General features: G+C 57.4%; 14 protein-coding genes. 6 read left to right on the top strand and 8 right to left on the bottom strand.

The genetic code is table 11. The features are described from left to right. Entirely contained in the window at positions 1-927 is a 927-nt protein-coding gene (locus tag VHE58_06830; GenBank protein HVS26997.1) for a CobD/CbiB family protein, read from the top strand. Positions 928-981: 54 nt separating this feature from the next. On the opposite strand, the gene VHE58_06825 is transcribed toward VHE58_06830, so the two are convergent. Both VHE58_06825 and VHE58_06820 read right to left on the bottom strand, forming a co-directional pair. Then, a complete protein-coding gene (locus VHE58_06825) occupies positions 982-1,284 on the bottom strand; it encodes a hypothetical protein (GenBank protein HVS26996.1) in 303 nt (100 codons plus the stop codon). A gap of 12 nt (positions 1,285-1,296) precedes the next feature. Continuing rightward, complete coding sequence (locus VHE58_06820) at positions 1,297-2,547, bottom strand: M48 family metallopeptidase (protein HVS26995.1); 1,251 nt, start codon at positions 2,545-2,547, stop codon at positions 1,297-1,299. 146 nt (positions 2,548-2,693) lie between these two features. Between VHE58_06820 and orn the strand changes: the two genes are divergently transcribed. The 3 genes from orn to VHE58_06805 all read left to right on the top strand — a co-directional run bounded on the left by orn (position 2,694) and on the right by VHE58_06805 (position 4,739). Continuing rightward, a complete protein-coding gene (gene orn, locus VHE58_06815; protein HVS26994.1) occupies positions 2,694-3,239 on the top strand; it encodes an oligoribonuclease in 546 nt (181 codons plus the stop codon). A 119-nt stretch (positions 3,240-3,358) separates the two neighbouring features. Continuing rightward, the gene (locus tag VHE58_06810; protein HVS26993.1) at positions 3,359-3,889 is read left to right on the top strand and encodes a TIGR02281 family clan AA aspartic protease; all 531 of its coding nucleotides are present in this window, start codon (positions 3,359-3,361) and stop codon (positions 3,887-3,889) included. 16 nt (positions 3,890-3,905) lie between these two features. Then, the gene (locus VHE58_06805) at positions 3,906-4,739 is read left to right on the top strand and encodes an NAD(P)-binding domain-containing protein (GenBank protein ID HVS26992.1); all 834 of its coding nucleotides are present in this window, start codon (positions 3,906-3,908) and stop codon (positions 4,737-4,739) included. A gap of 16 nt (positions 4,740-4,755) precedes the next feature. Here the strand turns inward: VHE58_06805 and VHE58_06800 are convergent, their stop codons facing one another. The 3 genes from VHE58_06800 to VHE58_06790 form a co-directional block, all read right to left on the bottom strand. Then, positions 4,756-4,962, bottom strand: a complete 207-nt coding sequence (locus tag VHE58_06800; GenBank protein HVS26991.1) for a DUF6494 family protein — start codon at positions 4,960-4,962, stop codon at positions 4,756-4,758. A 24-nt stretch (positions 4,963-4,986) separates the two neighbouring features. Then, the gene (gene pgi / locus VHE58_06795) at positions 4,987-6,651 is read right to left on the bottom strand and encodes a glucose-6-phosphate isomerase (protein HVS26990.1); all 1,665 of its coding nucleotides are present in this window, start codon (positions 6,649-6,651) and stop codon (positions 4,987-4,989) included. Positions 6,652-6,818: 167 nt separating this feature from the next. Further along, positions 6,819-7,358 carry a phasin family protein gene (locus tag VHE58_06790; GenBank protein HVS26989.1) on the bottom strand — a complete coding sequence of 180 codons (540 nt, stop codon included), beginning with the start codon at positions 7,356-7,358 and terminating at the stop codon, positions 6,819-6,821. A gap of 181 nt (positions 7,359-7,539) precedes the next feature. Here VHE58_06790 and VHE58_06785 point away from each other — a divergent pair, with 181 nt between their 5' ends. Continuing rightward, the gene (locus VHE58_06785; protein HVS26988.1) at positions 7,540-7,971 is read left to right on the top strand and encodes an EI24 domain-containing protein; all 432 of its coding nucleotides are present in this window, start codon (positions 7,540-7,542) and stop codon (positions 7,969-7,971) included. Further along, positions 7,950-8,279 carry an EI24 domain-containing protein gene (locus tag VHE58_06780; GenBank protein HVS26987.1) on the top strand — a complete coding sequence of 110 codons (330 nt, stop codon included), beginning with the start codon at positions 7,950-7,952 and terminating at the stop codon, positions 8,277-8,279. The genes VHE58_06785 and VHE58_06780 overlap by 22 nt, the downstream gene beginning before the upstream one ends. A gap of 189 nt (positions 8,280-8,468) precedes the next feature. Here the strand turns inward: VHE58_06780 and VHE58_06775 are convergent, their stop codons facing one another. The 3 genes from VHE58_06775 to VHE58_06765 form a co-directional block, all read right to left on the bottom strand. Further along, entirely contained in the window at positions 8,469-9,656 is a 1,188-nt protein-coding gene (locus VHE58_06775) for an acetyl-CoA C-acyltransferase family protein (GenBank protein HVS26986.1), read from the bottom strand. 121 nt (positions 9,657-9,777) lie between these two features. Further along, positions 9,778-11,454, bottom strand: coding sequence for a glycosyltransferase family 39 protein (locus VHE58_06770; GenBank protein HVS26985.1), 1,677 nt, complete (start codon positions 11,452-11,454; stop codon positions 9,778-9,780). Then, positions 11,454-12,344 carry a Kdo hydroxylase family protein gene (locus VHE58_06765; GenBank protein ID HVS26984.1) on the bottom strand — a complete coding sequence of 297 codons (891 nt, stop codon included), beginning with the start codon at positions 12,342-12,344 and terminating at the stop codon, positions 11,454-11,456. The genes VHE58_06770 and VHE58_06765 overlap by 1 nt, the downstream gene beginning before the upstream one ends. Position 12,345 lies beyond the last annotated feature (1 nt).

Raw genomic sequence — 12,345 nt, 5'->3', positions numbered from 1 at the left:
ATGAGTCTGATTGCTCTGATTGCCGCGCTTTTAATCGAGCAATTCCGTCCGCTGGGTCCGCGCAACCGCTTTTACGCTTGGTTTGCCCGCTACGCCAATTTTCTGGAGCGTCATTTCAATGCCGGCGCCAGCCAACATGGCATGATTGCCTGGCTGCTGGCGCTGCTGCCACCCCTATTGGCGGCTGGCGTGGTCTATTATTTTCTGCAACGGATTCATCCCGTTCTGGGTTGGCTGTGGAATATCGGGGTGCTGTATCTCACCATGGGCTTCCGCCAGTTCAGCCATACCTTTACCCTGATTCACCAGGCGCTGCGCGCCGGCGATTTGGAAAAGGCGCGCGAGCTGCTCGGCCAATGGCGCGGCAGCAGCGCCGCCGAGTTTCCCATCAACGAAATCGTACGGGTGGTGATCGAGGAGGGGCTCGTCTGCTCGCATCGTTACGTGTTCGGCGTGATTTTCTGGTTTGCGCTGTTGCCAGGCCCCTTGGGAGCGGTCTTGTACCGCTTCGCCGCCAGCCTCAGCCAGAAATGGGAGAGTCGTGAAGACCGGGAGTTCGCCACGTTCGGCCGCTTTGCCGAGCGCGCTTTTGAGTTCATTGACTGGCTGCCGCTGCGGCTCACCGCGGTGAGCTTTGCCATCGTCGGCGATTTTGAAGACGCGGTGTACTGCTGGCGCGCGCAGGCATTCACCTGGCTCAAGCCGCAACTCGGCATCCTCCTTGCCAGCGGCGCCGGCGCCATCGGCGTGCGGCTTGGCGAGGCGCTGCACCAGTATGGCGATCTGTACCATCGTCCGGAACTGGGCGTCGGCGATGAAGCCGACGTGGAGCACTTGGAGAGCACCATCAGCCTGGTGTGGCGCGCGCTGCTGCTATGGCTGCTAGTGCTCTTGATGCTCAATTTTGCCAGCTGGGTCGGCGGCTAAGGAACTTTTGCCGCTACCGATTGGTGGTCTTCCTTCAGACGGGAAACGGGGGAGCTACTTGAACTTGTAATATTGCTGATTAAGATACGCCGCGATGTGCTCTTCCTCTTCCGGAAACAGCCCGGCGTTGGTGTTGGCGTTGCAGACACTTACGCGCGCGAGCAACTGCTGCGGCGTTTTGACGATGCGGTTGGAACGGTTGTAAAGCTTGGCGTCGCCGCCGAACATCGCGGCATGGCAGGCGCTGCAGGATTTTTCATGGAGACTTTTGCCGATTTTCGGATCGGCATTCGGGAAAAGGTCGGCGGCGGCCGGAAAAACCGCAAGCAGTGCCAGCAGGATGAGCCCGTGTTTCATGACGAGATTCGCTTAGCCGGAGCTGCTAGCCGCCTGCAGTCTTGCAATACGGGTCGCGGCAGGCGGGTGCGAATCGTAAAATGCCGAATGCAGCGGATCAGGCGTGAGCGTGGAGGCGTTGTCCTTGTAGAGCTTCACCAGCGCCCGCACCAGAACGGGAGCGGAAGAATACCGCACTGCATATTGGTCGGCCTCGAATTCGTGCAGGCGCGAATACCGGGCTAGCAGCGGCTGCAGCAGGAAGGTGAAAATCGGCGTAATCATAAAAAACAGCAGGAGCGCCATGGCAGTGGAAGGCGTGGCAACGTTGAGCCCCGCGTAAAACCATGTTTTGTCCATCAGCACGCCCAGGAGCCACAGGAAGGCGAGGCTTACCGCGAACGTCCATAACATGCGCTTGATGACATGATGGCGCCTGTAATGGCCGAGCTCGTGCGCCAACACCGCTTCGATTTCCGGGGGCTCGAGGCGCGCGAGCAGGGTGTCGAAAAACACGATGCGCTTGGCTGTGCCGAAACCGGTGAAGTAGGCGTTGCCGTGGTTGCTGCGCTTGGAGCCGTCCATCACGAACAGGCCCTGCGACTTGAAGCCGCACTTTTCCAGCAGGCGCTCGACCCGTCTTTTCAATTCCGGGTCTTCCATCGGCGAGAATTTGTTGAAGAGCGGGGCAATGTAGTTGGGATAAATTGCCAGCACCAGAATGTTGAAGGCGACCCAGGTGAGCCATACGTAGAGCCACCAGTACTCGCCCATTTTCGCCATCAGCCACAGCACGCAGAACAAGAGCGGAATGCCGAACGCGGCGGCGAGCAGCGCTTGTTTTAGCAAATCCATTACAAACAGTGCGGGCGTCATCTGGTTGAAGCCGAAGCGCGCCTCGATTACAAAAGTGCGATAAATGTTGAGTGGAGTTTCCACCACGCCGACGATGATGGCGACGCTCACGATGAGCGCCATACCGAAAACGAGTCCGTCGCCGAACAGGCTGGCCCAAAGCCCGCTCAATACCTGCAGTCCGCCGCCCAGGGTGAGGACCAGCAGCAACACCGCGTCGAGAACCGCGTGTGCCATGTGCAGCCGCGCTTTGGCGCTGCTGTAATCCGCCGCTTTCTGGTGCGCCGGCAGGTTGATTTGCGCGGCGAATTCCGCCGGCACGCGCTCGCGGTTGGCCTGGATATGACGAATATGCCGCGACGCCAGCCACAGCCGGGTGGCGGTGGTGGCAAGCAGTGCAGCCAGGAACACGACGGTAAAAGTGTGCATGCCTTTTCGGCTCAGGTGATGGAAGTCAAGAGCCTCTAACTTGATGAAACGTGTGACGCATCTTTATGGCCGGCAACGCAAACTCGTTAGTGTTAGAAGCTCTCAGGATATGACACAATAAGCACTCTCGAGTTGCGAAACATATTATGCCACAAGACGACAATCACCTCATCTGGATTGACCTGGAAATGAGCGGGCTCAATCCGGACATCGACAGAGTCCTCGAGGTCGCGCTGGTGGTCACCGATTCCAATCTCAACACCGTGGCGGAGGCGCCGGTGCTGGTGGTGCGCCAGCCGGATGCAGTGCTGGACTCGATGGACGACTGGAACAAATCCACCCATGCCAAATCCGGTCTGATTGACAAGGTCAAGGCGTCGAATCTTTCGGAAGCCGATGTCGAAGCGCAGATGATTGCGTTTTTGAGCCAGTATGTGCCTGCCAAGGGTTCGCCCATGTGCGGCAATTCGATATGTCAGGACCGGCGCTTTCTGGCGCGGTACATGCCGCAACTGGAAGCGTATTTTCACTATCGCAACCTCGACGTCAGCACACTCAAGGAGCTGATGAAGCGCTGGAAGCCGGAGCTTGCAGTAGGCTTGACCAAGCACGGCAAGCACGAAGCGCTGGCGGACATTTGCGAATCCATCGAGGAAATGAAATATTACCGCGAGCATTTCATAAAGCTTTAAACTCTATTGAACCGCGGAGACGCTGAGTCACAGAGGAAAAAAGTCTTGCCGGACTGGATTCTTTAGCTTTTTCCTTACTTTTGCGCTAAAACATCTCTGCGCCTCTGCGGTAAGAATAAATGGAACAAGATCAAAATCCGCACCGCCGCAGCGGCATCACATTCCTGATTATCGCCTGGACGCTGGTTTTCGGACTGGTATTTTGGTATTTCAACGGCTGGGAACGGCGCCAGTACAATCCCAATCCACAAGTTCTGCTGCAGAAGCAAAGCGACGAGCTGGTGTTGAAGCGCAATCGCGAAGGACACTATGTGGCGGAGGGAGAAATCAACGGTGCCCGGGTTACTTTTCTGCTCGACACCGGGGCAACTCAGGTCGCACTTCCGGCGCAGTTCGCGCGTCGGCTTGATTTAAAGCGCGGCCAGGACATTGTACTCAACACCGCCAACGGCAGGGTGATCGGCTACGAAACGCGGCTGCAAAGTGTGCGTGTCGGGCCGATTGAAATGCGTGACGTCAGCGCCGTGGCGACAGAAGGCATGGAGGGCGAAACTGTGCTGCTTGGCATGAATTTTCTCAAGCGTCTGGAATTCACTCAGCGTGAGGACCGCCTGATTCTGAGGCAGCCCAAAACTACGCCGGGGAGTTAAATCGCAGGAGGACGGGGTGCCGGAAAACGCAGTGATTGGCCTGGGCGGAGAAGCGCAAGGCATGGTGAGCCGCCTGCGCTCGGCCAGCCTTGCCGTGGCGGCCTGGGATGCGGGCGCCCATTTTGAACCCGGCATTAAAACCTTTGCGACTTTGCCTGAGCTCATGCAAGCGGTCGCAATGCCGCGAACGATTTGGCTCGCGCCAGTCGTGGATTCCCGGCTTACCCTTGCGCTGCTTCAGCCTCTGCTTGGCTCGGGCGATATCATAGTAGACTGTGGACCCGCGCATTACCGGGCGGCTCAAGACCGGGCTCGGATGCTTGCCGGGAAGGGGATATTTCTCGTCGATGCGGGAATGGCAGGCGGCAATGAAGAGCACGGTTATGCGCTGACGCTGGGCGGCGAAGCGCAAGCAATAGAACAAATCAAGCCTGAACTTGAAGCAATTGCCCGCGGGCGCTGGCTGCACTGCGGTCCCAGTGGTTCGGGTTATTTCGTGAGGCAGATGCAAAACCTGATGCAGGTGGGAATGGCGCAAACTTGGACCAGCGGCCTTGCGACGCTGAAAAAAAACGAAGCAATCAGCGTTGATTTACAGGCGATGGCGCAAATCTGGCAGGGTAGCGGTTCGCTTTACGGCGGCGCGCAGGGGCTCGCCTTGGAATTTTTGAACGATGCGAACGTGCCGGCGCGGATTGCAACAGGCAATCCTCAAGAACTCGCGGTGTTGCGACAGGAATTGACCCCGGCGCTCAATCTCGCGCTTGCGGTGCACTACGCCGGGCAAGGCATGAGCTTGTTCCAGCGTCAAATCGCGGCCATGCTGAGTGGAATCCCGCCGCGCGGCTAGGGCGGTTTTCCACCAACTACTTGAGATTGATTTCGCCGTCGAACCTGACGTCAAGCTTGAGCTCGCCAATCCGCAAGTTCATGCTGGCCGGAAAGCTTTCCTTGCCGGAGATTTTTCCCTGCGTGATCGCCTTGGTGACCGCCTGCTCGATTTCGTGCTGCGAGCGGACGCCGACCGTTTTCAGGAATTTGCGGATGCTTAGGTTAAAAACTTCTTCGTTCATGATGTCCTCCTTTGAATCAATCTCCTATTGCTTATTTCCCCTCACCCTGACCTTCCCGCCGCGTTCACGGGGAGAGGGCGGGGGTGAGGACTTAGTGGCCTCTTTAAAGTAGTTGATAAGCCCGTTGGTCGAAGAGTCGTGCGAATCGGTTTTGCCGCTCATAAAAAGCTCGCGGAGGATTTTTTTCGCCAGCGTCTTCCCCAGCTCCACCCCCCACTGGTCGAAGGGGTTCACGTTCCAGATTACGCTTTCGACAAATACCTTGTGCTCGTAGAGCGCAATCAGCGCGCCCAGGGTTTTCGGATCGAGTTTCCTGAACAGAATCGAGTTACTGGGCTGATTGCCGGGGAACGCTTTATGCCGTGCGGGTTCGCCATCCACTTCGCTTTCCGTTTGTCCTTGCATCAACCCTTCGCTCTGCGCAAAAAAGTTCGCGAGTAACAGCGCATGATGTTCGGCAAACGTGTGCTGCGCCTCGCACGCGGCGAGAAAGTCCATCGGCACGAAGCGCGTGCCCTGAGCGATAAGCTGGTAGAAGGAGTGCTGGCCATTGGTGCCGGCCTCTCCCCAGATGATCGGCGCGGTGGCATAGTTTACGGCCTCGCCGTCGCGGGTCACGCGCTTGCCGTTGCTTTCCATTTCCAGTTGCTGCAAATAAGCCGGCAGGTAGCGCAAAAGCTGGTCGTAAGGCAGCACCGCATGGGTTTCGGCACCGAAGAAATTAGTGTACCAGATGGAAAGCAGGCCGAGTATTACCGGCATGTTTTTCTCCAACGGCGCATCGATGAAATGCTCATCCATCTGATACGCGCCACCGAGGAGTTCGCTGAAATTGTCCATGCCGATGCTGATGGCGATGGAAAGCCCGACCGCGGACCACAGCGAATAGCGGCCGCCCACCCAGTCCCAGAATTCGAAAACGTGATTTGCCAGAATGCCGAATTCTTTCGCTGCATCCGGGTTGGCGGAAACAGCGGCGAAATGCTTGGTGACGGCTTCTTCAGGGAGCTTGTCAAGCAGCCACTTGCGCGCGGAGCGCGCATTGGCGAGCGTCTCTGCAGTGGTGAAGGTTTTGGAGACAACCAGGAACAGCGTGGTTTCCGGGTTAAGCCCGCGCAGTGCATCGGCAAGATCGCTGCCATCCACGTTCGAGACGAAGTGCAGGCGCAAATGCGGGCTGGCATAGGGCTTGAGCGCTTTCGTCACCATCAGCGGACCGAGGTGCGAGCCGCCGATGCCGAGATTTACTACGTCGGTAAAAGCTTTGTGGGTGTGTCCCCTAGTGGTGCCGCTGCGCACCGCGTCGGAAAAGCGGCGCATGTGTTCGAGGCTCTTTTCCACTTGCGGCATGAGGTCACGGCCGTCCACCTGGATGTCGCGCCCTGATCGATTGCGCAGCGCCATGTGCAGCGCGGCGCGGTTTTCGGTGTTGTTGATTTTTTCCCCGCTTAGTATTTTTTTGATCCAGCGCTTGAGTTCAGCCTGCTTGGCTAGCGCGATGAGCAGGCGCAGCGTTTCTTTGTTGATGCGGTTTTTCGAATAGTCGAGCAGAATGTCATTAAATTGCAGCGAAAATTGGTCGAAACGGCGCGGGTCTGCGGCAAACAATTCACGCAGGTGCCGTTTGGCGAGGGTCTTATGATGCGCTTTCAGGGCTTTCCAGGCGGGAGATCGGGTGAGCGCGGGCATGTTATTGGCGCCGGTAAGAAAATGAGTGCTCCGGATGAAACCGGTTACCGCGTCATTTTACGTGCTTTGGATGTTTTACCCAACAGGCTGATGCGCAAAAATAAAAAACCCCCGGTATTGCCGGGGGTTTGAAGGCTTAAGGAAGTATTGTCTAAAAGGACCGGAAATTAAGCCGCTTTCTTTTTGCTGGCATTCACTGCTTGCGTCGTGGCAGCAGCAACGCTGGCTTCGGTCAGTTCCGCAACTTGCTTGGCAGCCTTGGAAATAGTGTCATAAGCGGAGTTGGCGGCGGCCATCGCGGATTTCACCGCGGCAACCGCGACATCGGAACCGGCGGGGGCGGTTTTCACAGCCTTGTCCAGAGCAGCAACGACGATCTTGTTGAAATCGGCGACGCGTGCTTCCACCAGCTTGGTGATTTCAGCCTGGGTTTGGCTCGCTACTTCATAGACGCTGCGCGAGTAGGCCAGCGCTTTTTCAAAGCCGGGTTCAACAACCGTGGACTGCAGGGCAATTACTTCCTGCGCATCTTTGGCGTCCAGCAGCGCCTTGGCGTACTTGGTGCCTTCGGCCAGCGCGGCTTTGGCGGTGGTAAGCTGCAGGTCGATCAGGTGCCCGGCGCCTTCCAGCGCAACGGTGGTCAAACCAACTGCGGTTTCCAGGTTGGCCTTCTTGGCCGCAACGAATTGCTCAGGTACGTTAAACATGAATTTCTCCTAAAGTATAAAGTTTCAAAGCTTTTGCAATGGCACCTCCGTATGGCTAATGCTGCACTGCAATAATTAACCATTGTACTGATTTAATTGAATGTGTCAACACTTTATTTAAAAAAATTTTGCTGTGCATCATAAATAATGGTGGTTTTAATGTATATATCAATATTTATCAATGAGTTATAACTTTGAAAATGTGTTCAGAGCGCTGGCAAATGCTCTGGCCAGCCTGTTACACCCCAAGATGCTGGCGCTGGTGTTATGGCCGGTACTTTTGGCCTTGGTCATCTGGGGCGGGCTCGTCTTCTGGTTCTGGCACGACTGGGTCAACAGCGCGAGCGCATTTCTCGCCTCAACTTCAGTGGATAGTTTCCTGCTGCGTTTCGAAATCCACGGACTCGCTGCCTATCTGGCGGTGATTTTGGCTTTGCTGCTGCTCTTTCCTTGCATTCTGATTACCGCGCTGCTGGTGGCCTTCAGTCATCGCCATGCCCATCATGGTGAAGCATGTGACGGCACACGACTTTCCCGAGCTGGAAAGGAAGGCAGGCGGGACGGCGATGGGCAGTATTATGGAATGCGCTGGTGGCGGTGGTGGTGTTTGTAGTGCTGTGGCTGGTGACCTTGCCGCTGTGGGTTTTCGGTTTACCGGCAGTGGTGCTGCCGATCCTGCTCGCAGCGTATTTAAACCAGCGGCTGTTCCGCTACGATGCGCTTGCCGAACACGCAAGCCGCGATGAATTCGAGCAGATTCTGGAACGCTCCAGTGGCCGGCTTTATGTTCTAGGGGCGATATTGGGACTAACCCAGTTTGTGCCGGTGGTAAATCTGCTTTCGCCGATTTACATTGGCCTTTGCTTTACCCATTTCTGTCTGGAAGAGCTAAAGCAGCTTAGGGCCGGTCAGGTAGTTTAGTGAGCAATCACTTCGTTTGTTTGCTTCAAGAATTCTTCCGCCAGACGGCTATCAAGTTTAACCAGAGATTGATGGGCTTCCTCCAAGCCTTTTTTATTTGCGCGGCGGCGTAGGCAAGGCCGAACGGGTGCCCGGCGTTGACATCATCAGAACGCTTGCGCGCCCCATGGTTTTTCGCAAACTCTTTTTTTATATTCGCTCGTATACCGCGGCGATGCCCTGGCCGCCGCCGATGCACATGGTCACCAGGCCGTAACGCCCGCTGGTGCGGTGCAGCTCGTACATGGCCTTGATGGTGAGAATGCAGCCGGTCGCGCCAATCGGATGTCCGAGGGCAATCGCGCCGCCATTGGGGTTTACTTTCTGCGGGTGCATGCCGAGTTCCTTGGAAACTCCCATCGCCTGCGCGGCAAACGCTTCATTGGATTCGATCACGTCCATCTGCTCGAGCTTGAGCCCGGATTTTTCCAGCACTTTCTTTACCGCTGGCACCGGGCCGATGCCCATGATTTTCGGGTCCACGCCGGAATGCGCGTAAGCTAGGAGCCGCAGCATCGGCTTCAGGCCTTTTTTCTCCGCGGCCTTTCTTTCCATCAACACCACCGCTGCGGCGGCGTCGTTGATGCCGGAGGCGTTGCCCGCGGTCACCGTGCCGTCTTTCTGGAACGCTGCTCTGAGTTTGGCCATACCTTCAACGCTCGCATCTTCACGGATATGCTCGTCGCTGACGAAAAAGATCGGACCTTTTTTGGATTTGATTTCGATGGGCAGGATTTGGTCCTTGAAATAGCCTTTGGCGCGCGCGGCTGCTGCACGCTTGTGGCTTTCCACTGCGAACGCATCCTGTTCTTCACGCGAAAGTTTGCAGCGCGCCGCGACGTTTTCGGCGGTGATGCCCATGTGAATGGTGTCGAACGGGTCGGTGAGCGCGCCCACCATCATGTCCACCACGCCGCCGTCGTTCATGCGCTGGCCCCAGCGCATGTTGGGCAGCAGATAGCCGCCGCGGCTCATGCTTTCGACGCCGCCCGCAACCGCCGTGTCGATGTCGCCGAGCAGAATATGCTGTGAAGCGCTGACAATCGCCTGCAGGCCGCTGCCGCACAGGCGGTTTAAGGTGAGAGCCGGGGTTTCCTGCGGCAGCCCGCCCTTGATGCAGGCAACGCGCGCGAGATACATATCTTTTGCTTCGCTGTGAATTACATTGCCGAATACGCAATGGCCGACTTCCTTGGGGTCAACCTTGGCGCGGCTTACCGCTTCCTTCACCACTCGCGCTGCCAGTTCGCTGGGCGCAAAATCCTTGAGACTGCCGCCATAATCACCGATTGCCGTACGCACGCCGCTCAACACCACCACTTCACGCGAATTGCTCATCCCATCACCCATTAAAATTTATTTAAAAACAATATCTCACATTAATTAAAAAAAATGATGCGCCGCACAATGCCAGTTTACCCTGACAACTTGCACCTGTCGAGGCGCTTTGCCATCAGCCTTAGGGCAGGTTAATGCGCTCCTGCCTCTGGTAGAGGCGGTAACGCTCGTTGTGGTCACCAGGACGGCTGCCTTCCCAGATTTTTTCCCAACCCGGACTGACCGAGGGAGTCTCTTGCGATCTGCTTTGAATCAACAGCAAGTCGCAGTCGGCGGTACCGGAAAGTTCCATGCGCTGGGTAAGGATGCCGGTGTAATACTCAAGCATGGAACGCTGCGGCTCACCCAATCCGCGGCTGGATATGCACAGGAATTTCGCCGGCAGCGACTGCTGCAGCGAAGCCATCATCCAGCGGTAGTTCTTGCTTACATCCAGCCAGGGTAGCCACAAGGTCATCGCCAGCATCCACACCATGGTGATGCCGCCGGCCCAGTTGATGACAGCGCGGCGGTTGGAGCGCCCGATGCGGCTGATCAACGCCAGCCATCCAAGGGTAAACGCAACCGCGATTAAAAAATGGAAAAGATTAAACGGCAGGTTGTATCCCGGCAGATACTCGTTAAGCCGGATGGCGATGCCGGCGGGGGAACCTGTCATCAACGCCAGCCAGCCCAGCCATAAACCGAGCGTGAGCAAGCCGAAAGTCATGATGCCGAACCAGTCGAGCGCGTTGGCCGCGCTGCGCTGCAGAGTTCCCAGTGCGGGCGTGGCGAGCAGCACAATCGGCAAAAGCAGTGGCAGCGCATCCAGATCGTGAGTGTCGGTATCGAGGCTTAGCGCGGCATACAGCACGACCAACAGCACCAGCGGCAATTGAATTTCCGCATGGTTAAAAATTTTGCGCCGCCTGTGCCACAAGGCCCACAGTGCGAGCGGCAGCGCTGGCCAGGCAAACCACGGCAGGGTTTTCAGAAAATACCAAGCCGAAGCTTCCTTACCGGTCGGAGCCAGACCAATTAGGCGTCCCAAGTCCTGAACCCACAGCCACTGGTGGTAAAGCTCCGGAGAGCGCTGGTAGAGGGCATAAGGCCAGATAATCAGCCACGGCGCGCTTGCAATTGCCGTGATGAAAATGGTCAAGGCATAACGGCGGTCGCGCCATTCACGAAACAGCAGCGGCAACAGCAGGCAAGTGAGCGCCATCACCATCGGCGCAAGCGTTCCGCGGCACATGAAGCCGAGACCCACGCCGGTTCCGGTAATCAACCCCGCCCGCAGCGGGCGTTCGCGATTTAAGGCCAGGCCGTAGAGGCAGAGCGCAAAACCGGCGAGCAGGCCAATATCGGAAACGAGCTGGTGCGCACGCACCAGCAGACCCAGACAGCCCAGCAAAAGCAACGCGCTCATCGTGCCTTGGCCGCGCCCATAGAGCGCGCGCGCGGCGAGACCGATGCAAACGAGCGTCGCCGCCATGTAAAAACCGCTGGCGAGCCGCACTGCATCGTGCAGCGGCAAAAACGGGGAGAAAAGCCGGCCGAAGAAAGCGGCGCTCAAATAAAAAAACGGTGGTTTTTCCATGTAAGGCTCGCCAGCCAATGTGGGCACCACCCAATCGCCGTGATTAAGGATGTGAAACACCAGCCCAAAGCTGTGCGCCTCGTCGGGCTTCCACGGCTCATGGCCGATCAATCCGGGAAGAATCCAGGCCAGGCAAAGCAGGCAGGTGGCGGTGATATGCGAGAGCTTTATCGCGGGAGCGCGTTCCGTTTGAAAAAGATTGTCGGAAAAATACATCATCAGGCCAATTCCCGGTGGTAGAGGCGCTCGAGGATATGCAGCGGCGAGCGGCCGTCATCCTGCATCGCGGCGACCGGCAGATAAAAAGTTTGCTCCAGCAAATACTGGCCGGAAAGCGCCGCGTGCAGCACCCGGTCGCTGAACATCACCCAGCTCGAGCCCGGCGGGAAGCTGAACGTGAGCTTGTCCGCGTTTTGCTGGTAGCACTCGTCGAGTTTCGCCCGGTCGTGCAGTTGCAGCATGACGTGATCGTAGGGGCTGCGCCGGCCCTTGGTGAGGTGAAGATGCTCCAGGAGCCAGGCGGAGCCGGGCAGGGGCAGTGAAATCTGCGGCACATACTTTGGCGCGAAACGCTCGAACGGTTCGCCGATGTTCCATACCCGCGGTTCGCCGTCGGGGTTGATGTTGGTGAACACCCGTAGAATTCTTTTGCCCCGGTTGGGACGCGAAGCAAAGGCGTCCACATGCAGCCGCGAATCGTCCTTGCGCCGGGAAAGCGTGCGGCTCTCCACCTGCATCGGCCGGTAGCTGGCGAGCGCTTGCTCGAGACGCGCCGAATAACCCGGCAGCAGGGATTCGATGAGCATGCGCGCTTGCTTGGCAAAGCGCCCAATCATCGCGGCGAGCTCTGCGCGGTCATTGCCCGCCAGGCCCGTGCCTTGCATTGTGTGGTTGCGGCAATCGTAGCTGATGTTCTTGGCTTTGCCGTCCGAGCAAGCGGGCGAAAGAAAGCGCCGTTCGTTTTGTTCAAGAGTAAAAGCCAGCCTGGGGGAAAACAGCACTTTGCCTGCTTCAACCGCCCGGGCAGTTTGCATCGCGGCATCGCCCGCGAGCGTAAAGCGCCATTCGCGGTTATTCAGCACTTCAATAATCTCGCTTTGCGCCAGCATG

The sequence above is a fragment of the Burkholderiales bacterium genome (assembly GCA_035543335.1).
Lineage (GTDB): Bacteria > Pseudomonadota > Gammaproteobacteria > Burkholderiales > JAHFRG01 > JAHFRG01.
This window is presented reverse-complemented; position numbering and strand designations above follow the sequence as displayed.